The sequence below is a fragment of the Exiguobacterium sp. R-39 genome (assembly GCF_049942815.1).
Classification (GTDB): domain Bacteria; phylum Bacillota; class Bacilli; order Exiguobacteriales; family Exiguobacteriaceae; genus Exiguobacterium_A.
Genome location: NZ_CP187965.1, coordinates 1,604,506 through 1,625,668 on the forward strand (window position 1 = coordinate 1,604,506; position 21,163 = coordinate 1,625,668).

General features: G+C 50.4%; 21 protein-coding genes. 14 read left to right on the top strand and 7 right to left on the bottom strand.

Annotation, left to right across the window (positions count from 1 at the left end):
- Positions 1 to 31 precede the first annotated feature (31 nt).
- Positions 32 to 1,072: a tyrosine-type recombinase/integrase gene (locus ACP26N_RS08535; protein WP_426353533.1), complete on the bottom strand. Its 1,041-nt coding sequence runs from the start codon at positions 1,070 to 1,072 to the stop codon at positions 32 to 34.
- Positions 1,073 to 1,496: 424 nt separating this feature from the next.
- On the opposite strand from ACP26N_RS08535, the gene ACP26N_RS08540 reads away from it, so the two are divergent.
- The 12 genes from ACP26N_RS08540 (at position 1,497) to ACP26N_RS08595 (ending at position 13,723) form a co-directional block, all read left to right on the top strand.
- The gene (locus ACP26N_RS08540) at positions 1,497 to 1,898 is read left to right on the top strand and encodes a CoA-binding protein (RefSeq protein ID WP_131972640.1); all 402 of its coding nucleotides are present in this window, start codon (positions 1,497 to 1,499) and stop codon (positions 1,896 to 1,898) included.
- A gap of 167 nt (positions 1,899 to 2,065) precedes the next feature.
- Positions 2,066 to 4,027 carry a DNA topoisomerase IV subunit B gene (gene parE, locus ACP26N_RS08545; RefSeq protein ID WP_131503739.1) on the top strand — a complete coding sequence of 654 codons (1,962 nt, stop codon included), beginning with the start codon at positions 2,066 to 2,068 and terminating at the stop codon, positions 4,025 to 4,027.
- A 1-nt stretch (position 4,028) separates the two neighbouring features.
- Positions 4,029 to 6,434, top strand: coding sequence for a DNA topoisomerase IV subunit A (parC, locus tag ACP26N_RS08550; RefSeq protein ID WP_426353535.1), 2,406 nt, complete (start codon positions 4,029 to 4,031; stop codon positions 6,432 to 6,434).
- A 330-nt stretch (positions 6,435 to 6,764) separates the two neighbouring features.
- Positions 6,765 to 7,235: an NUDIX domain-containing protein gene (locus ACP26N_RS08555; RefSeq protein ID WP_233494529.1), complete on the top strand. Its 471-nt coding sequence runs from the start codon at positions 6,765 to 6,767 to the stop codon at positions 7,233 to 7,235.
- Positions 7,236 to 7,472: 237 nt separating this feature from the next.
- Positions 7,473 to 8,120, top strand: coding sequence for a hypothetical protein (locus ACP26N_RS08560; protein ID WP_426353537.1), 648 nt, complete (start codon positions 7,473 to 7,475; stop codon positions 8,118 to 8,120).
- Positions 8,117 to 8,911, top strand: a complete 795-nt coding sequence (locus tag ACP26N_RS08565) for a DUF3307 domain-containing protein (RefSeq protein ID WP_214854502.1) — start codon at positions 8,117 to 8,119, stop codon at positions 8,909 to 8,911. The genes ACP26N_RS08560 and ACP26N_RS08565 overlap by 4 nt, the downstream gene beginning before the upstream one ends.
- Before the next feature lie 18 nt (positions 8,912 to 8,929).
- The gene (locus ACP26N_RS08570) at positions 8,930 to 9,538 is read left to right on the top strand and encodes a histidine phosphatase family protein (RefSeq protein WP_426353538.1); all 609 of its coding nucleotides are present in this window, start codon (positions 8,930 to 8,932) and stop codon (positions 9,536 to 9,538) included.
- A gap of 2 nt (positions 9,539 to 9,540) precedes the next feature.
- Positions 9,541 to 10,413, top strand: a complete 873-nt coding sequence (locus ACP26N_RS08575; protein WP_131503735.1) for a ComEC/Rec2 family competence protein — start codon at positions 9,541 to 9,543, stop codon at positions 10,411 to 10,413.
- A gap of 15 nt (positions 10,414 to 10,428) precedes the next feature.
- Positions 10,429 to 10,644 (top strand): DUF3006 domain-containing protein, encoded by a 216-nt coding sequence (locus ACP26N_RS08580; protein WP_131503734.1) that lies wholly within the window; start codon positions 10,429 to 10,431, stop codon positions 10,642 to 10,644.
- A 151-nt stretch (positions 10,645 to 10,795) separates the two neighbouring features.
- Complete coding sequence (locus ACP26N_RS08585; protein WP_131972637.1) at positions 10,796 to 11,704, top strand: AAA family ATPase; 909 nt, start codon at positions 10,796 to 10,798, stop codon at positions 11,702 to 11,704.
- Between the two features lies 1 nt (position 11,705).
- Positions 11,706 to 12,752 carry a DUF58 domain-containing protein gene (locus ACP26N_RS08590; RefSeq protein WP_131972636.1) on the top strand — a complete coding sequence of 349 codons (1,047 nt, stop codon included), beginning with the start codon at positions 11,706 to 11,708 and terminating at the stop codon, positions 12,750 to 12,752.
- Complete coding sequence (locus ACP26N_RS08595; RefSeq protein WP_426353539.1) at positions 12,749 to 13,723, top strand: hypothetical protein; 975 nt, start codon at positions 12,749 to 12,751, stop codon at positions 13,721 to 13,723. Before ACP26N_RS08590 ends, ACP26N_RS08595 begins: the two co-directional genes overlap by 4 nt.
- A gap of 224 nt (positions 13,724 to 13,947) precedes the next feature.
- Here ACP26N_RS08595 and ACP26N_RS08600 read toward each other — a convergent pair whose 3' ends face one another.
- Positions 13,948 to 14,274, bottom strand: a complete 327-nt coding sequence (locus ACP26N_RS08600) for a hypothetical protein (RefSeq protein ID WP_131503730.1) — start codon at positions 14,272 to 14,274, stop codon at positions 13,948 to 13,950.
- Between the two features lie 142 nt (positions 14,275 to 14,416).
- Positions 14,417 to 15,442, bottom strand: a complete 1,026-nt coding sequence (locus tag ACP26N_RS08605; protein ID WP_131503729.1) for a helix-turn-helix transcriptional regulator — start codon at positions 15,440 to 15,442, stop codon at positions 14,417 to 14,419.
- A gap of 112 nt (positions 15,443 to 15,554) precedes the next feature.
- On the opposite strand from ACP26N_RS08605, the gene ACP26N_RS08610 reads away from it, so the two are divergent.
- Complete coding sequence (locus ACP26N_RS08610) at positions 15,555 to 16,403, top strand: alpha/beta fold hydrolase (protein ID WP_426353541.1); 849 nt, start codon at positions 15,555 to 15,557, stop codon at positions 16,401 to 16,403.
- On the opposite strand, the gene ACP26N_RS08615 is transcribed toward ACP26N_RS08610, so the two are convergent.
- Positions 16,389 to 17,057: a hypothetical protein gene (locus ACP26N_RS08615; RefSeq protein ID WP_214854485.1), complete on the bottom strand. Its 669-nt coding sequence runs from the start codon at positions 17,055 to 17,057 to the stop codon at positions 16,389 to 16,391. The two genes, ACP26N_RS08610 and ACP26N_RS08615, sit on opposite strands and share 15 nt — an antisense overlap.
- A 196-nt stretch (positions 17,058 to 17,253) precedes the next feature.
- Here ACP26N_RS08615 and ACP26N_RS08620 point away from each other — a divergent pair, with 196 nt between their 5' ends.
- Entirely contained in the window at positions 17,254 to 17,583 is a 330-nt protein-coding gene (locus ACP26N_RS08620) for a YolD-like family protein (protein WP_165871615.1), read from the top strand.
- A gap of 116 nt (positions 17,584 to 17,699) precedes the next feature.
- On the opposite strand, the gene ACP26N_RS08625 is transcribed toward ACP26N_RS08620, so the two are convergent.
- From ACP26N_RS08625 to efeB, 3 genes are all read right to left on the bottom strand, one after another.
- Complete coding sequence (locus tag ACP26N_RS08625) at positions 17,700 to 18,161, bottom strand: general stress protein (RefSeq protein WP_114595719.1); 462 nt, start codon at positions 18,159 to 18,161, stop codon at positions 17,700 to 17,702.
- A 94-nt stretch (positions 18,162 to 18,255) separates the two neighbouring features.
- Positions 18,256 to 19,938 carry an FTR1 family iron permease gene (locus ACP26N_RS08630; protein ID WP_426355406.1) on the bottom strand — a complete coding sequence of 561 codons (1,683 nt, stop codon included), beginning with the start codon at positions 19,936 to 19,938 and terminating at the stop codon, positions 18,256 to 18,258.
- Complete coding sequence (gene efeB / locus ACP26N_RS08635; RefSeq protein ID WP_131972631.1) at positions 19,922 to 21,163, bottom strand: iron uptake transporter deferrochelatase/peroxidase subunit; 1,242 nt, start codon at positions 21,161 to 21,163, stop codon at positions 19,922 to 19,924. Before efeB ends, ACP26N_RS08630 begins: the two co-directional genes overlap by 17 nt.

Below are 21,163 nucleotides of genomic sequence, written 5' to 3' on the forward strand. Positions count from 1 at the left end.
CTTTCAATGACAATGAGGTGACATAACACAATTATCGTTCACCATCAAATAATTCGATCGCCCGTTTTTTCTCCTGATCACCGATATGGGCGTAGACCTGTGTCGTTGCGACCGATTCGTGGCCAAGTAATTGTTGAATCGTCAAGACATCGACCCCGCCTGTTGCCAGGCGCGTCGCAAACGTGTGCCGTAATTTATGGGGTGTGATCTGTTTTCGCTCCAAAAACGGCAGCACGGGGCGCAACCGGTCAACGTGCCGTTTTAAAATATGTTGAACAGCCCGGGGACTGAGCGCTTTGCCTTGCTTTTGGAAAATCGGATCCGGCCCCCGCATCGTTAGACTATAGTGTGCGGCGTATTTCCGTAAGGCGACCCGGACCGGCTTCGCAAGCGGAATGACCCGTTCCTTGTTGCCTTTCCCGATGACCCGAATCGTTCCTTCGTGAAAATCAATGGCACTCCAGGTCAATTGCGTCATTTCACTGAGCCGCATGCCACTGTAACCGAGCACCTGGAACAACGTGATATCCCGGACGCGATCCCGTTCATAATGTGCCGCTTCCCGGGCATTCATCTCGATATTCGACGGCAACAGTTGGATCAACTCATCCCATTCCCGTTTCGTTAAGTAAACCGGATCCCGTTTTGCCTGTTTCGGACGATTGATTTTTGCGACCGGGTTTTCCGACAGGACCCCGATATCGATCAAATGCCGGAACAAGGACTGCAGTGCTGACAGCTTCCGGTTGATGACACTTGGGGCATTTTGCTTTGTTAAGGCTAAGTATTCCGCATAAGCGGCAATCCCGGATCCGTCAATTTCAAGAAACGCTTCCTGCGTGATATCACGTGCTCGAATCGCTTCACCCGACGCTTCCGCGACAAACTGAAAAAATGAATCAAAATCATACACATACCGCCGCATCGTCGCCTTCGAGAAATTTTTCGATGCCAAATGGTCGATGTAAAACCGGATGAAATCCGGCATCCGGACATATCCCGGAAGATCGATCGTATGGGCGGGAAGGGGGGCCGTTTTCACGGTTTTTCCCAGGTTTTTAAACAAACTCATCATTCTATCCCCTCTCTGTCACTACTATACCAAACGTTGGTAGTTGGTACACTAGTTTGCGTGAAATAGTTATTTCACGCAACGTTAAATTGTCAGACAGGGAGCGCTCAGTTGCATCGAAATCACCAAAGACAGGTAACGGTTCGACTCGATGCAAATTAGGTTTTCATCACTTTGTAAGCAAATTAATACAATAATTATATTATGTAAACAATTAAACAGACTATTTTTCACAAAAAATCATTTCGCTCTCAGTTGCATCGAAATCCAGTCCGACGGGTAGTTGGTCGTCTCGTTTTCGTACAGACCGTTTTTGATTCTCACACTTCGAACACGTTCCTCCCTCCAGTTGAAAGGCTTAATCCAAATTGAATCGGGTATATAGACTAAGACTATCTTGTATTTAACATAAGGGGGAAATAACATGATTTCAGATCAACAAGCACGTCAGTTGTTAAAAGAAGCAAAACGGATCGCCGTTGTCGGGGTATCAAGCGATTCCGGAAAAACGGCGAACTGGATTGCCGATTATCTCGTCCAACACGGGTACGAAGTCATTCCGGTCAATCCAACCTTAAATGAATGGAATGGTCAGAAAGTGTATCCGAGTGTCGCCAGCATCCCGGGCCATATCGATATCGTCGATGTTTTCCGTCGCTCGGAGTTTTTGGCGGACGCTGCGAAGGATGCCGTCGCTCACGGTGACGTCGGCATGATTTGGAATCAGCTCGGATTATCGAGTGTCGAAGCGGAAAGTTTAGCCCTTGGGGCCGGGATTCCGTACATCGAAAACCGTTGCATTAAAATTGAACACCAGTACTTGTGATCGTGATTCAGCAAGACATCTACTCCTTGACAGTAGGTGTCTTTTTTTCTTGTTTTCTAGATTATCCTTGTCAGATAGCAAGAAGATGCCTACAATTAGATACAGACTACTAGAAAAACGAACGAACGTTTGGAATATTCGACGTTTTTCTATTTGAGGTGAAAAACATGGCGACAGATTTAAACAATTATAATGATGATGCCATACAGGTATTAGAAGGACTCGAAGCAGTCCGGAAACGCCCGGGTATGTATATCGGTTCGACCGATCATCGCGGACTCCACCATTTGGTGTATGAGATCGTCGATAACGCGATTGATGAGGCACTGGCCGGATTCGGGGAACAGATCGATGTCATCATCCATAAAGATAATGCAATTACGGTCCGTGACCATGGACGCGGTATGCCGACCGGGATGCATGCTTCCGGCAAACCGACGGCAGAAGTCATCTTCACGGTGCTTCATGCCGGTGGAAAATTTGGTCAAGGCGGTTATAAAACATCGGGCGGACTGCACGGTGTCGGAGCATCTGTTGTCAACGCCCTGTCGACGCAGTTAAAAGTCACGATTTATCGCGACGGGAAACAGTTTGAGCAAACGTTCGAAGACGGGGGAATTCCGAAAACGACGTTGCTTGAGACAGGCACGACGCGCCAAAAAGGAACAAGCGTCTATTTCAAGCCGGACGGAAAAATCTTCAGCACGTTGACATACAATTACGATACGTTAGCGGAACGCCTACGTGAATCGGCCTTCCTGCTGAAAGGTCTGAAAATCACACTGACCGACGAACGGTCGGAAAAAGCGGACACGTTCCAATATGAAGACGGAGTCAGCGAATTTGTCGGCTATTTGAACGACGACAAAGATACGTTACATCCGACAGTCGCCTTTGAAGGTACGGAAAATGACATCGAGGTCGATATCGCTTTCCAGTTCACGGATGCCTATTCGGAAAACGTCCTGTCGTTCGTCAACAACGTCCGGACACGCGACGGTGGAACCCACGAGGTCGGCGCTAAAACGGCGATGACACGGGTGATGAACGAGTATGCCCGTAAAAACACGCTGCTCAAAGAAAAAGACAAGAATTTAGACGGGAATGATATCCGTGAAGGGCTGACGATGATCGTGTCGATCCGGATTCCGGAAGAATTCCTGCAATTCGAAGGACAGACGAAATCAAAACTCGGTTCTCCGGAAGCCCGGACAAGCTGTGACGCCGTCATCACGCGCCGTTTATCGACGTATCTTGAGGAAAACCCGCAAACGGCGACCCTCCTGATCAAAAAAGCGATCCGCGCCGCTCAGGCCCGGGAAGCAGCGCGTAAAGCCCGCGAAGAAGCCCGCAATGGCAAGAAAAAGAAACGTTCGAGCATCCTGAACGGGAAACTGACACCTGCCGCGTCGAAAAACGCGGAGAAAAATGAATTGTTCCTCGTCGAAGGAGATTCAGCCGGCGGTTCAGCCAAACAAGGCCGTAACCGGACGTTCCAGGCGATTTTACCGTTACGCGGGAAAGTCCTGAACACGGAAAAAGCCAAACTTGCGGATATCATGAAAAACGAAGAAATCAATATGATTATCCACGCGATCGGCAGCGGCGTCGGGGCAGACTTCGATTTATCGGACTGTAACTTCGACAAAGTCATCATCATGACCGATGCCGATACCGATGGCGCGCATATTCAAGTCTTGCTGTTGACCTTCTTCTTCCGCTACATGCGCCCGTTGATTGATGCCGGGAAAGTCTTCGTCGCCTTGCCACCGCTCTACCGCGTCTCGAAAGGGAAGGGCAAGTCTGAGAAGTTTGAATACGTCTGGGATGAAGAAACCCTGGCGAAAACAACGAAAAAGTTCGGTAAAGGCTATATGATCCAGCGTTATAAAGGACTGGGGGAGATGAACGCTCCGCAATTATGGGAAACGACGATGGATCCCGAGACCCGGACATTGATCCGCGTCACGATCGATGATGCCGCTGTCGCCGAGAAACGAGTTTCCGTGCTGATGGGCGACAATGTCGGACACCGCCGGAGCTGGATTGAAGACAATGTAGCGTTCGGACTGACGGAAGACCTCTCGATCATTGAAAATGAACACGTGACGAAAGAGAGTGTGAACTGATATGTCTAACCTGCAAAACATTTTGAACCTGTCCCTTGAGCAAGTCGTCGGGGACCGGTTCGGACGTTATTCGAAATATATCATCCAGGACCGGGCCTTACCGGACGCACGCGACGGATTAAAACCGGTGCAACGCCGGATCCTGTATGCGATGCATACGGAAGGCAACCTGTTTGACCGCGCTTACCGGAAATCGGCCAAGACGGTCGGCGTCGTCATCGGTAACTACCACCCGCACGGCGATTCGTCGGTCTATGAAGCAATGGTCCGCCTGAGTCAGGAGTGGAAATTACGTTATCCGTTAGTCGATATGCAGGGGAATAATGGTTCGATCGACGGCGACAGCGCCGCTGCCATGCGATATACGGAAGCCCGTTTATCGAAAGTGTCGAGCCTGATTCTCGAAGGCATCAATAAACAGACCGTTGATTACACGTTGAACTTTGACGATACGACGGAAGAGCCGCTTGTCTTGCCGTCCCTCTTACCGAACCTGCTGATGAACGGTTCGACAGGGATTTCGGCCGGGTATGCGACGGAAATCCCGCCTCACCATGCCGGTGAAGTGCTCGACGCGGCAATTGGCCGAATTTCGGGAACTGTGCATAATGTCGATGATTTACTGACACATATGCAAGGACCCGATTTCCCGACCGGCGGTGTCGTCCAAGGTCTCGACGGCATCAAAAAGGCGTTTGAAACCGGCCGCGGCAAAGTCATCATCCGGTCGCGGGCAGTGATCGAAACGTTACGCGGCGGACGCCAGCAAATCATCATCACGGAACTGCCGTACGAAGTCAACAAAGCAAACCTTGTCAAACGGATGGAAGAACTCCGCCTCGACCGCAAAGTCGAAGGGGTAGCGGAAGTCCGCGACGAGACGGACCGCGATGGTCTTCGTGTCGTCATCGAGCTGAAAAAAGAAGCGGATGCGGAAGGGGTGCTTCACTTTTACCTGAAGCAGACCGACCTGCAAATCGCCTATAACTACAATATGGTCGCCATCCACGAGCGGACACCGCGTCAGATGGGTGTTCTCGCGTTACTTGACGCGTATCTCAGTCACGTCAAGGATGTCGTCATCCGCCGGACAACGTTTGATCTCGAGCAGGCGAAACGCCGTCAAGAGGTTGTATCAGCCCTCATGACCGCTATTTCCGTCCTGGATGAGACACTTGCGTTGATCCGGTCGGCCTCCAACAAATCGGAAGCAAAAGACAAGTTGATTGAACGGTTTAGTTTCACCGATCGCCAAGCGGAAGCCGTCGTCATGCTTCAGCTGTACCGGTTGACGAATACTGATATCGTTGAATTACAGGAAGAAGCGGCGAAACTTGAAAAAGAAATCGCCCGCCTTGAAAAAATCCTGAACGACGAAAAAACACGGAACCGGTTGATCATTAAAGAATTAACCGTTCTGAAAGAGCAAGTCGCGGACAAGCGGCGTTCGACGATCGAAGCGGAAGTCGAAGAGCTGAAACTGAAGACGGAAGTCATGATTGCTGTCGAAGAAACCATGGTCTTCGTCTCGAAAAACGGCTATATCAAGCGGTCTTCGATGCGTTCGTTCGGCGCAACCAACGATTTGCCGGAGATGAAGGAGCAGGATCGTCTGTTGTATCAAGGACAGGCGATGACGACGGATCATCTAATCGTTTGGACGGTTCAAGGGAATTATCTCCTGATTCCGGTCCACCAGTTGCCGGATACGAAATGGAAAGACGGCGGACAACACGTCGCCAATCTCGTGCCGCTTGATCCCGGCGACCGGATTTTATCGGTCGACCTCGTCCGGACGTTTGACGAGAACTCACACTGTCTGTTCGTGACCCGCCAAGGGATGGTCAAACGCTCGAAATTGAGCGACTACAATGCGCAGCGGAAATCAAAACCATTGCAGGGTGTCCGTTTACGAGCGGATGACGAAGTCCTGTATGCCAAGGTTTCTACCGGACAAGAGCAATTGTTCTTAACGACCCAGCATGGATTCGGTCTCTGGTTCACGGAAGACGATGTCCCGGTCGTCGGTGTCCGGGCAGCGGGTGTGAAAGCGATCAACCTTCGTGATCAGGATGTCGTGGCCGGTGCGATCGGCTTCAAACAAGCACCGAATATCGTCCTGTTGACACAACGTGGTGCCTTGAAGAAAATGCGCCTTGCGGATCAGTTCCAGGTCTCGAACCGCGCCTTGCGCGGTACACAACTGTTACGTGATTTAAAATCAAAACCGCATCAGGTCGCGGCATTGATCGACGTCACACAAGCAAAAGAGCTGATTTTGATCGGAAAAGAGCAGGAAAAGACAATTCAAGTCCAATCGTTGTCCTTCCTCGACCGGTTATCGAACGGTTCGTTTGCCTATGATGAAGAAAAATTCGGTCCGCTTCTCGATTGGTATACTGTTTGATGGTCAGATGCCCCTCATTTTGATAGAGGGGTGTCTTTTTTTATGAAATATGGCATAAAGTCGCTGTTTCCCGTTCGTTTCTAGCTTTCTGACGCCTGTTTTGACCGCTTTATCAGACTTTTCTTCGAATTATCGGCAAATCACCCGTTTACAAATTGAAACGACCGCCAATAACCGCTACAATAAAAGAAAATGGTCAGGCAAGATTACCACGAAGTATGTGGAGCGGGCAGTTCGGAGCTTTAGCTTATAGAATTCGTTTCATCAAGCAGCTACGGACATGTTCCTCGGCTGCTTTTGTGCCATCTGCCAACTGGAGAGGTGATGACGATGAAATTCAGAAGACGCGAAAAAGTAGCAATCTATATCACACGGGAGCAACCAGAGGGATGGGAACTACTTGTTTTTCATCCGCAATCTGCTCCAGACAGTGATTGGCAAATTCCTGCCGGCACAATCGAAGATGCCGAAATCGCCAAGGAAGCGGCAGTTCGGGAAACACTCGAGGAAAGCGGTTTATCGCTCGCGACCGTCCAGTACGTAGGTGAAGAAGAAATGCGTTATCCGGAACGCATGCGGGTGCATTACACGTATTTCTATCATGCTCATATCGAATGTCAGGAAAACAGATGGACGCATTGTGTTGCTGGTGACGGTCAAGATTGCGGTGATTTTTTCCATTTCGCCTGGTTACCGCTTGAACGAATCACGCAACTCGAACGCCGGCATCATATTTTCTTGGATCGTTTAATGAGCCGCTTGGAACGGACACATCATTACGATTGTCGGAAACACGGTTAATCCCGTGTTTTTTTGTTTTGTCTCACTATATTGAGTTTACCTTAATTATGAGACAATAATTATCAACTATTGATAATATATGTTATGTTAACTCAAAGAAAAAATAAAAAAGATTTGAATCAGTCTTTGTTTTTTTACGCTTCCCTGTTACTCTAAATACAGTAACAAGTCTATTGTTACCCTTTAACCGGTAACAAATGATAAGTAACCGCATATTCGGTAACAAGGAGGATTTGTATGCAAGCTGTTGCAGTTTCATTTGATATTCAAAATTCCCGTGCGTATTCCAGTAAAGAACAACTGTTAACCGATCTGCATCAGTTGGCGGATCAGCTGAACCAAGCATTTCCGGTAGCACTCGTACCGTTTCAAATCAAGTCCGGTGACAGTCTGCTTGGCGTATTCAACGAATATGCCGTCAGTTATCCACTCATGTTAATGCTGTTGAATCAACCGTTAAACGGCTATATCGGAATCGGATTCGGTCAATATGAGACGTTATCGACGACTCATGCCGATGAAGCCAACGGAAGTGCCATCATTTTCGCTTTTGAGGCCCAGGAAGCGGCAAAACAGACCGCAAACCGGATTTCCTTTGCCGGACCGCCTTATTTGCCGACCGCCCTGCTGAACGGTTATATCGAGATGCTGTATCCCGCTTATTTCGGTAAAACGGACCGGCAAATCGAATTGCACCGGCTGATGGATCAGCATCCGGACGCTACTTACGAAGAAATCGGTTTGAAGATGGGCTTTCACGAAAAAGATGCCCGGATGAATGTTGCGAAACTTGTCGCCCGTTCCCAACGTAAACAACGTAAACGTCTCGAACAGGCATTGATTGATGCCTTAAACCAGTTACAAGTCTGGGAGGCGATCGGATGACTTTGCTGTTAAGCCTGCTTCTGATCCACCTGCTGGCGGACTTTCCGTTCCAGAGTCAACGGATGGCAAAGTTGAAACAACGCACGTTTCGGGTATTACTCGAACATATAACGATACATAGCATCGGCACAGCCGCCGTCCTCGGACTCTTTTACCAGATGAATGACGTGACTGGTCAGACGGCCTGGATCATCGGCGGTGTCATCATCGGGACACATGCCTTACTGGACGGCTCGCCCTTCAAACGTCTTTTGCATCCGGCACTTGCCTTTTGGATCGATCAATTGATCCATATCGGGATTCTGACCGGTATCGTCCTCTTTTTCACCCCTGTCGCTTGGCCGGCATCGTTTACGTTACCGGATCAAATCCTGTGGATCAGCGTCTGGGGCTTGATTGCAACGGAGTTAATCGGACGCGGGATTGCCCCGCTGCTTGCGCCCTTTGCGCCCCGCTTGATTGAATCGCATTTTGAGCGGAAGGTCACACGAAAAGAACAACTGGACGGTCTGAAGCGGTCCGTCACGCATGAAGTCGAGGATTCCGCCCGCAGTTATACGACGGAAATCAACGGCGTCGGCCGTTACATCGGACTCGTCGAACGGGCCATCATCGTCTCTTTGGTGGCAGTCAATGCAACGGGCGCCATTGGATTCATCATTGCCTTAAAGGCATTGGCCCGTTTTAAACAGTTTGACGACCGCCGTTTTGCGGAATATTATATCATCGGCAGTTTACTGAGCATTCTCGGTGCCTTGCTGTGCGGCATGGCGATCCGCCTTGCCCTGTAACGACAGCAAGACGATAGATTGAGAGATAGAAAGAGAGGTGGACGGTTTCTTGATGCAAGCGACCGTCGCAAAAACATGAAACAGATTGGATTAGTCAGACACCACCGGGTAACGGAGGGTTACCCGACAAAAGGCTGGATCAGTGCAGCCGATATCGAAGCCTGGATTGAGCGTTATGACGTCTCGACGATCGATGTCCAGCCGGTTGAACTCGGAAACATCGACTGGACGATTTGTTACGCCAGCAGCATGCCGCGTGCCGTCCAAACGGCAGAAAGCGTGTATGAAGACGACATCATCGTGACGGACTTATTGCGTGAAGTCCCGTTCCCGACCATCCGCTCGCGGATCCGTCTCCCGTTTCTCGCCTGGGCGTTGATCGGACGACTTGTCGCTCCATTCAGCAAACGGATTCAAGCGGAAATCAAAGATGCCAACGAGCGGATTACGGTTCTCTTAAACCAATTGACGTTTGAACAACAAGAACATGACCGGGTTTTGCTCGTCGGACACGGTGGAATGATGATTCTGATGCGTTCTGCATTAAAAAAACGAGGGTATGTCGGTCCCCGCTTCGGCCATCCGCGTAACGGCATGTTGTATCTGTTTGAGAAACGGGAGGGCTAGGTATGAAATGGGGTTCCGTTCTGCTGCTTGCGCTGTGTCTGGTTGTCGTCTTTTATATGACAGGCGACGACGAACCGTTACCTGGTGATCGTCCGGAATCAGGTTCCGTCATTCACGTCTACGGCTTTGACGTCGGTCAAGGTGACAGTACATTGATTCAGACGAAAAACGAAACGATTTTGATTGATGGCGGGAACAACGGCAAAGGAGACGATGTCGTCCGCTATCTGAAAAACCTGGGCATCATCCGCTTAACGGCCGTCATCGCGACACATCCGGACGCAGATCATATCGGTGGCCTCGATACGATTCTCGATGCCCTGCCTGTTGATCAAGTCTACGCACCACGCGTCAACCACACGACGGAAACCTATCGGGACTTTTTACTCGCCGTCAAACGGCAAGGAATCACCATTAAAACGGCTAAGTCCGGTGTCTCGATTCCGAGTGACGAAGTGAAACTGAACTTACTCGCCCCGCTCCGCGACGGCACCCGTGATTTAAATAGCTGGAGTACAGTTCTGCAACTCGTTCATGGCGATAATACCTTTCTCTTCATGGGAGACGCTCCGATTCGGACGGAACAGGATTTGCTCGAATCCGGAATGGATTTAAAGGCTGATGTGTTAAAAATCGGGCATCATGGTGCGGATACCTCGTCCTCGATTCCCTTTTTACAAGCAGTCCACCCTTCCCGCGCCTTGATTTCAGCAGGTGAAGGCAATGCTTACGGCCATCCGCGTCCGACCGTCATGAATGCGCTGGCGGCGGAAAGCATCCAGGTCGACCGGACGGACCGGATGGGCACCGTTCAGTACACGTCAGACGGGGAGACGATTCAAGTCAATAGCCGGACCGACTTACGCCCTGAGTAAAGGAGAGGATTCACGATGAAAATGACCGTCACCGAATTTGACGGAGACCAGGCGATTTGTGAGACGGAAAACCGTGAAACGGTGCAAGTCCCCCGCTCGCGTCTGCCCCGTGCTGCAACGATCGGCGACTGGCTCGAATGGCACGGTCGTTCGATCCGGATTCTCCGGGAGGAAACGCAGAACCGTCGGCAGGAAATTGATGATTTGATGAATGAACTGTTTGAAGACTAAAACTCCGTTCCTTGGCCTGTCAGTGGTCAAGGATTTTTTTGTTTCTCTCCTAGTAAAACCACTAAATCTGGAAAACAGACTTAAATCACTGGCAGTTTTATCTGAATTTTCGTAAACTTTAAGAATACGAAATAAAAAGGAGGATTTATCCATGTTCCAACAATTACGAACGAACTTAAAGCAAGCGGTCCTCGGACAAGAACATGTTATAGATCATCTTCTGATCGGCCTGTTGTCGGAAGGTCACGTTCTGCTTGAGGACCGGCCGGGTACCGGCAAGACGACACTGGCCAAATCACTGGCCAATACACTGGATGCCAAGTTTTCCCGCGTCCAATGTACCGCGGATACGTTACCGACCGATCTGCTTGGGATGGAATTGTTTAATCCGTTGACCGGTTCATTCGAACAACGGTTTGGTCCGCTGTTCGCAAATATCGTCCTTGTCGACGAAATTAACCGGACGACGCCGCGGACACAATCCGCCCTGCTCGAAGCGATGGGCGAAGCACAGGTCACGATCGGAGATACCTCTTATACGTTACCGCAACACTTTTTAGTCATCGCGACCCAAAATCCGTTTGACGGTCAGGGAACGTTCCCCCTCCCCCATGCGCAACTCGACCGCTTTTTGTTTAAGTTGTCGTTCGCTCCGCTTGATCGCCGGGTCGAAAAAGCCTTGTTGCAGGGAGCTCACTTACAACCGAGTACGTTCCAATTGCCGCTTGAGCAACTGAATACCTGGAAACAGGAAGTACAGGCCGTCACGATCGAAGATGCGGTCGAAGATTACCTGCTCGACGTCTGTGATGCCTTGCGGGCGCACCGTGACGTGGAAATCGGTCCGAGTCCCCGTGCTACCTTGGCACTCCTGCAAGCCGCACGAGCACGGGCCTGGATGCACGACCGGACGTACATTACCCCGGAAGACATTAAGCAACTCGCAACGCCGCTGCTTGCCCACCGGCTTGTCCTGACACTTGAAGCGACATTGAAGATGACGAACGGCCGCTTAGTCCAGCAGATTTTGGAGTCATTGACTGTTCCGACCGAGGTGTAACATGCAATTGATTACACCGAAGTCCTTTCACCCGATGATTTTATTTTGGATTGCCGTCACTGCCGGCATCTGTACGCTGTACGGCTCTCTCCTGCTTGCGACACTGCTCGTCGCGTACACATTATATGGTTACCTCTTACCGAAGTACCTCGAGTACCTCGGAGCACGTCTGAGCGTCCGGCTCGTCGAAACCGTCCGCGCCTTCCGGGACGATCCGCTACTCATCCCGTTTGAAATCCATAATCCGACACGGTTTTCCCTTGGTAAAGTGACGGTATCCGGTCTTCTCGGAGAACAAGTCCGGATCGAGGACGCGAGCAGCCAGTTTTGGCGTCAACATGTCTTTGTTCCGCGTCAGGCCAGCGTCCCGTTTCAAATTGACGTCATAGCAGCCAAACGGGGCACGATCCGGATTCAGTCGTTTGATATCATGATTTCCGACCCGTTCCATCTGATGACGCTCTACTTGACGTTGCCGATTCAACAACTCGGGCATGTCTTCCCGGATTTTGCACCGGCTTCGGTCGAATGGAACGAACGCCAGATTCCGGGCGAGACGATTGACCGGTCGAGTCCGTTCACGGATCGGTCGAGCTTTCACTCCGTCGTCCCTTACGCAGGTGATGCAAAGACGATCTATTGGTCTGCTTACGCCAAGACGGGCGAACTGTATTCCTATCAGTATGACCGGATGCGCAATCATGATTATGCCGTCATCATTGATGGGCTGTCCGCGGACGGTTTAGCCTTACGCGGTGATTTTGAAAAGTTACTTTCGCGGGCGGCGACGATTATCCGAGAACTTGAAAAACAAGGCGCCTCGTACAGTCTCTGGATTTCAATGGTCAACCGGGATGGGCAGTGGTATCACGTTCCCTCGGGAAAAGGAAAAGACCAATTTTTACGGACGATGGAGTGTCTCGCCCGGATTTCAGAATATGATTTACCGCTCGAACGCCGCTATTTCACGAAACGTCTTCAACGGACCGTCCCCTCGACGACTGCGGAAATTCATCTTGGACACCGGCACAAGGGGGTGAGCGCATGATTCTCTGGTGGATTCTCGTCATCAGTCTCCTGCAGGCACCGCTCATTATTTTGATGTTCCCGCTGCTTGTAGCCATCCCGGCACGCAACATCCGGATTGGCCTGCAACTGGTCGCGGCAGTCTCGTTTCTTTTGATTTCTCCGCTAATCAGTATACTGTTGTTGCTTGCCATTGCTCTCGGGACATGGCTCGAGACTGTCGATCAGCCGTATAAATTTGCCATCAGTGCGACGGGGCTGACCGGACTGTTTCTGTTATTCCCGGGCCTTTCACCGCCGCTTGGCGCCTATCTGCTGCTTGGTCTGTTATGGGCAATCCCCTTCTTAAGACAGCATCTCGTAGAATGGCGCCGGATCACCACAGCTGTCTCGCTGTTTCTCGGGATAAGCCTTGTCCTCGTTACCGTGATCCGGTTGCTCAAAGAAGCGCTGTTTGGTTCTGTCGCAAACCTGACCCGTCCTGCACTTGAGGCATTCGGCTCTCTCTTTACCTGGACGTTACCGCTCGCGGAACAGATTGATCAAAAGACGGGAGCGAATGCGACGGATTTATCAAACATCGCCCCGCAAGAGAGTCTGAAGGCCGCAAGTATGAGTTCCGCTACGCTGTTTTATCTGAACACGGCAGGGATTGTCTTGGCGATTCTCGCTGTCGGGATCACCTTCTATTTGATTCGGAAACGACAGGTCGTTTCCACGGAAGCCGAACCCGTCGTCCGGATGACGGGGGCGAAGCAACCGGCACCGATTAAAAAGCATAGCCAGCACCCGCTTCTGAAAATCGCTTCACAACTCGAACAGGCATTCCCGCGCCGTCACGAGGAGACGACCGCCGAATGGTTAACGCGGATCGAGTTTCCGGAAGCCGTGGCCCACGCACACCTTCTCGACGGGATTGAATTCAGTCGCAGTGAACCGGCGTACGATCTCCAACTGTTCCGAAAGTATGTCCGGGAACAAATCGAACGTTAAATCAAAAAGAAGGTGCTCCGATACCGGAACACCTTCTTTTGGTTATTTAGAATCAATTTTAGACGCTTTACGCGCGATGATGACAATAAAGACGATGGCAGCAACCGGAAGCACGAGTGGCATCCAGTCCAGGATATACTGTGTATTCATCGTATCCCCTCCTCCAAAACATGCTAATACTCTATCCGTAGCATATTCCAAAAGACCGCACCATGCAAGCATCGTCAGATTCGCGGCAATATCGAGTAGACGACGGAGTAATAAATCAAGACACTGGTCGAGATACTGTAGATTACCAATATGTAAGGTCCGAATTTCGGCTGTGCATGCCGTTTCAGCACTTTCAGCGAAAACATCGTGATGCCTAATGCAAATAAAGGACTAAAGCCGAAGACCACAAGATCCATTGACATTAAGAGCTCTGTACTGAAAAGAAGATTAAATGCAAAAATCGATAATAAATACCAAGACGTGTACGACAGACAGATGAAAAAGAGGTATGACACGCCCGCAATAACGCTTCCCATCCGTGGTTTTTCCATATGTTGCATGATGCCCCTCCTGTAACAAAAATAAGATATCCTTAATGGTAATCGGAAAAAACGCTCAAAAATATTCAAATATGAATATACGACAAAAAACGACAAAAAAAGATCTTCTGCCCCATTCGGCAAAAGATCTGCTTCTATCGTGTTAGACACTCTCATTCATCGGTTGACTGACCGCAATTCCTGTTTTATAGACTTTAGCAAGCTCAAGGACTTTGTTTTTAAAGGCTTCCCGACAAAAGGCCGGTTCAAGAATCTCCGCTTGTTCCGCGAACTGAATCAGCCACATCATGAAACCTTGAGAGAAAAGCGCTCCCACCTTGACTTCAAACCAGTCCCCTTCTAAACGCCGGCAACGAATGTCCGTCCCGAAGCGGTCGACGACGGTTGGCATGACACTCTCATGGAACTTCAACGTCAACTGTTCCTGTTCTCCCCCGTACATATTGAACATACTGCTCAAGTAAGTGGATTCGACCTCGACCGGAGTCTGCGCCGGCTCAAAGACACTGCAATTGACGATGCGATCGACCCGGTACGTCCGAATCTCTTCGACACGTTCATCACGGCCGATCAGATAGTAGTTTCCATTATCGACAATCAAATGTGCCGGGGTAACGAGATAATAATCGCCGTCCCGTCGTAACTCAAACTTTCGTGTCCGTTCATTGAATTTTCCCTGATATTGAAAACTGATGATGTCCTGTTCGATGATAGCCTTTTGAATGGTGTCAATCGAAAAAGGAATGACGCCTTTCGGTTTCTTAACGGTATGTATGACCGGCGTCAACGTTTTCGCCAGACGTTTACTCGTCAAAGTATGAATATTGCGGACCAGGACCTCCGTTTCACTCTCAGAAATGAACTTCGCACTGGCAATCGCATCCACAAGTAAACGCAGGTGGTGGTATTCGAACGGACGGCTGACAAGATGATACGGAATCGCCAGACCGTTTTTAGTTTCTTCCGCATGGATGTCAAAACCTGATTTGGCAAGAGCCGCGATATCTTCTTTTAACGACTTCCGGGACAGCTTTTCAATCAGTCCTCTTTTCGACAATTCCGTACTTAATTCTTCCAATGTCAACGTCTCTTCTTCATCGGAATACTGTTCAAAAATTTCTCGAACCGCTAACAACCGATCCCGATTGGATAATTTTTCATTTGGCACGGGGCATCCTCATTTCCTATCCATAAGATGTTTGATTATACTTGGATTATACCTTAAACAGGTACGAAGATTAACAATAATATGGAAATATTTAAGAGATAGGAGAATTTGGATGCAACACATTGCCGATTGGGAAGGTTACCGATTCGATTACCGGGACAGTGGAACCGGACCCGTCATTTTACTGATTCATGGCACACAGTCCGATTACCGGGAAGTCTATCACGTAGAACGATTGATTGAAGCCGGTTACCGGGTCATTGTCCCGTCTCGTCCGGGATACGGGAAAACACCGCTCCGTGTCGCCTCATCCCCCGGTGAGTTGGCTGCTTTTTACAAAAAATGGATTGCTTCGCGACACATCGAGCAATATACGGTCTACGGGATTTCGGCCGGCGGACCGACAGCAATTGCGTTGGCAAGTAATAATCCGTCTGTCTGTTCACTCGTCCTTGCCTGTGCGATGACACACGAAATCTCGCTTCCTTATCAGGCTTGGCTTGTCCAACCGCTCCTTCAACGTCCGTTGCAGCTCCTGCAATGGGTCTTGTGGCATTACGTCAAAGACAAGTTGGTCAAGTTTCCGCAAGAAGCGTCTGTGCGCATGGTCGAAATGACCAGTCTGTTGCAGCGTGACGAAATTCGACGTCAATTGAATGGAGTCGATCAACAATTGTTGTATCAAGTCGGACTGCAGAACGGACCGGGGCGGGGTGTCTTATTTGATTTGACGCAACAGATTGACCGACCGATCTTGCAAGCCATCCGCTGTCCGGTGCTGATCATCCATTCCAAGGCGGACCGGGCCGTTCCATTCGAACATGCCCTCTATGCCCGGCGTGCCATTGCCCATGCCCAGTTCATCGAGTCGGCAAGTCCCGGTCATTTGATTTGGATCGGTCCCTCCGCGCGTCACGATGAACGCATGATTGAACGTTTCATCTCCTTAAATCACTTGTAGACGAACACGAAGGTTCAGCTTTTCGTTCTCTTCCTCAATCGAGATGATGCCCCGTGCCGTCAGTTCTTCAATCGCCAGACGTGTCCGTTCCAGGTTAAACCGTGCGTACCGGGCAATCTCTGATATGCCCATCCGGCAGGACAGCTGGTTGGCCTTGATCTTCGAAGACGGTTTGGCGACGGAGCGTTGCAACAGACGCCAAAAAACCTGCCGGGCATCATCGGATAACGCGTACGCGTTTTTTTCGATGACGGGCGGCACATAACGGATATCTTCCCGAATACGTCGAATCAGATAGAGACTCAACCAATCTTCCACGTCGGCTTGAATCCGGAAAAACTCAAACCACCATAACTGATCGAGTGCTTCTGCTTCGTCCTGCCGTAATGCCCAGGATGGCGGGATCTCATCAAACTCTTCATCGAGAAAATCTTCATAGTCCAAAGCGGTTTCATATAAAATCTGGGGCGGGATCCGGTCGAGTGTCTCCCGCTTTTGGTATAAATCAAAACTCATCCGCCGGAAGTGTTCGACTGAACCGGCGACCTGACTGAGTTGCATCAATTGTTTGGTAATCAGACGGGCGAGACCGTCCAGCTCAAGTTGAATGGCATATAAGTGTTTTTCAAGGGCAATTAACGTACTTCGTTCCATCAGACAGTTCCTCCTCTGTTCCTGGCATACTTCTAGTCTTTTTCCGCAAATCGGACATTCAAAACCAACCTCTGTTTCTTTACTCCTCTACGGTGTCTTTCTCTTCTTCAACCGGGTTTATCTCCCAAATAAATGGGGAATATTTTGGGGCAGTGTATCGTCGACATGTAAACGATTCAATCGGAGGTGGAACGACGTGTTACAGTCTAAGAAACGAACGGAGCGAAAGTGGCGGCAACGCGCGACACGGAATCATATTCTGCAATTGGAACACTTGTACAAAACGCATCCCGCCCGACAGACGACACAGACAAAGATTGTTTTTCCACAATTGTTAGAAGATGCCATTCGAAGCGGGCGGCTGGTGACGGTCCGTTATCTCGACCAGGGAACCGAGACCGCATTGACGGGAACGGTTACCGCTCTTTTTCACGCCCGCGGAATCATTGAAATCAAGACATCAACCGGTTTACAGCGTCATATTCCGTTCGATGAGGTAATGGATTTGCGTGAATCGCTCCAATAGAAGATCCATAAAAAATGATCCTGCATAGACGAACAAAGGATGACGGATTCAAATCCGTCATCCTTTGTTCGTCTAAAAATTGACACTGTTGCCAGTCCCTGTTTAACCGACGCTTCTTATTTTTTATCCAACTTGACGTTTTGGTCAGCCGGTAAGGTCGTCGTCGTTTCTTCCTCTTCGAGTTTCGGAACACCTGCACCGTATTCTGTCGTCTCATCTTCGACATAAGAAGCGGCAAACGCCGGATTCAGTAAGTCAGATTTTGAGCCGACGATGACAATCCGGCCATGGCGAACTTCCTCTTCCAAATCTTCTGCTACATCCTTTGTCATTCCGAGTTCCGACAACTGGGCAATCCGGTCTTTTCGGTTGCTGCGGACTGTCGACATCAATGTCTCAAAAAATGATTTTTTTGTTACACGATACGCCAACGTCTGAGTGTCATTGGCAATCCGTTCCGCCAATTCTTCATCCTTCGCAAAGATGTAAATTTGTTTATTCGAATAGCCACTTGACTTCAAGCTTGTCACTTCTGCGTCCACCGCCGTCATGTTTCGTACAATTCTTGTTTCAATCATCCTGTTTCCTCTCCTTCATGCGAGCCAACGATCTACTCTCGATATAAAGTTATTCCCGAAACATAATGAATAAAACATGAAACTGAAAAACGGCTTAAACAGCTTTCCGAAGACCCGAAGGAGAGCGACGTCTCAGATATATCAACAAACCAACTAAAACACATAGTCCGACTTGCGGAATGATCGTCTCATACGTCGGATAAATCCCTACCCAAGGCAATGACGGGATGTATGACATGACATGGATCGGCAAGAGGCCCGTAATTTGCAAGGCATGCAGACTGGCACCTAATATTTTGAACGCCATGAGATAAATCAATCCGGTTGCTCCTGCAAAGAGCCGGTTGATTGGTAAACGTACCCCTAAATAAATGACAGCAAGCGAAAGAAGCCCGATGAGTGCAATTGCCAGCACGATCCCTCCAGCTAAAGCAGTCGATGTCATGGCGGGCGCCATGCCGACATAAAACAGCAACGTCTCGGCCCCTTCACGGAAAATCGTCAAAAAGCTGACGGCAAACAAAGACCGTCCCGCCAGATTCAGTGCCAGTTCCGTTTGCCGTGAAGCAACCGCCGTTTTCGAATGTAACCACGAACCGACGAGCAGCATCATCAATACTGCGGCCAGTCCGGTCCATCCTTCAATCTGCTCCCGTCCGACAGCAGCAAGTGCCGTTGAAAAGAACTGTTGGATGATCAGGGCCAGTGCTCCACTCGCGAATAAACCACATAATGCCCCACTCCAAATCATCCGTTCGCCTGTCACCTTGGCTTTTCGGGTAAAGGCAACGAGCGCGCTGATGATCAGCAAGGCTTCCAGCCCTTCCCGCAACATGACGAGCATCGCATCGACAAACGAATACGTCGTTTTCTGCGCTAACACTTCAAGTGACGTGATGATCGGGGCCAGGTCAGACCGGGTGGAAGCCATCGTCGTTTCATCTAAACGCGACAACAGAACGGGTACATCCGATTCAATCGTCGTATACAGAGAACTGCTCCGGGTCCGGACTTCCCCTTCCCCGCTCGGCCAACGTTCGATAAAGGTCGTCAGCGTTTTCTCCGCCGCCGGGACGTCCTGATTCGCGAGTTGCTGATCCGCTTGTTTCAGTAACGCCGTCAACTCGACGAGACCCGTCTGTTTCGCGGCTTTCACCGTATCCCCTTTTAGAAAAGAACGGATACTGGCGTCAAACTGATCCAGTGCCTGATTCAGCTCCGACGGATCAAATGTTTCACGGGCCAAAGCAATCCGGATTGCGGACAGTCCCATCTCGACCTGACCGTAGTGCCCGATGCTCGTCTCCCGGACGACTGTTTCCCGGTCCGTCCAGGCTGTCAGCAATTCCGACTGCAACTGCTGACGCTCGGACATGTCAGTGGCCGTTCTCAGTTGCTTCGTTAGAGTGAACAGTTCTTTTAACCGTTTTTTAGCGGCTGAATCGTCCTTCGGCTGTTTGGTTTTTTCCAGCGCCCGGACCGCAGTCGACAATTCCGTCAATTGCTGCTTGACGGCAGGCAAAGCGGTTTGCTGCTTGACGGCAGGCAACTTCTGCTCGATGTTCTGTTGTTCGGCAGAAGCCGGCAACCGGTCGACCTGCTGTTCAAGCGTCGCGAGCGTTGTCTGTAAGCTGCTCCGGTCACCGTCGTTGACCGCTGACAAAGCTTGACCGATTAAAACATACAGGTCATCGGTTTTCGCATCGGCATGAACGACCGGCATCCCGATCATCGTGCAGAGAAGCACCGGTAAAAAGAAATTAAGCAAAAAGCGCATCACCGATGTAGCCTCCTTTTTGAATTCCGCCGAAACAGGCGAAAACAGCACTGCCACGATGGGTAATGTATTCATTTAAACGGTCGGACGCTGCTAACCGTCTCTGAATGGTGATGAACTGCTCCGGTGACCGTTGATACGATAGAAACAGTAAGCCGGCATCGAGGGCACCGGTCGTTTCGTGAATCCCGGCCTGGTAGGAATAGGAGCGGCGTAACAGTTGTTCTTTTCCTGATCCGTGGGCGACTGCTGTGTGCGAGTCACTTGGAAGTTGTGCTTCACCGTGCGCCGTCCGTTTGCTTGGTGTCACCGCTGCAAATTCCTCTTTCGACCCAAGCGGGGCACCGGATGCGCGTTCGCGGCCAAACGTCCGCTCCTGTTCTTTCAGGATCGTCCGGTCCCATACCTCAAGATGCATCTGGATCCGGCGGACGACCAGGAAACTGCCGTTCGTCAACCAGGGTGAACCGTCCTGCCACTGGTAAAAGAGGTGTTGTTTTCGGACAGCGTCCTGCGTGCCGTCCGGATTACCGGTCCCGTCCTTGAATCCGAACAGATTCCTTGGTGTCCCCCCTGCCGCATCCGCGGCCTTGGAGCGTTGAAAACCGGCTTGCGTCCAGCGGATCTTAACGATACCGCGACCAATCCGGGTCAAATTCCGTAACGCATGAAACACGACTTGTTGATCGTCGGCACAAATCTGGACGACGAGGTCTCCGCCCGCCCATTGCGGGTCCAGTTGATCGAGATCAAAGACCGGCAACTCCCGGAGCAGCTTAGGACGTTTATGACCAATCCCGAATCGGTCCTTGGCAAATAAACTGTGACCGCAACCGAATGTAAACGTCAGGTGGCCCGCTGACAGCCCTTCCGCCTCTCCTGTATCTTCCGGAGGAACATAGGCACTGTCCGCGTCGCCGAGCGGTAATCCGGCTGTCAGTCGGGCGCATGCCCGCGTCCAACGTTTCAACAGATCAATCAATTCATCGCGCCGGGTCGTCTGGACATCAAAGGCGACCACCTGGACGTGGTTTTGAGGCGGTGTCAGGATACCCGCCTGATACTTGCCGTAGAACGGGACTTGATCTGTCGCCTGAGCCGTCAGGGCACGGGGTAAAAACCGTTCGAGTCCACTTGCGTAAAGAGCGGCTCCGAGCCCGGTCAGTCCCGCGACTTTCAGGACGTCACGCCGGGTGACCCCTGCTTCTAAAGTAGTCCGTGTCAT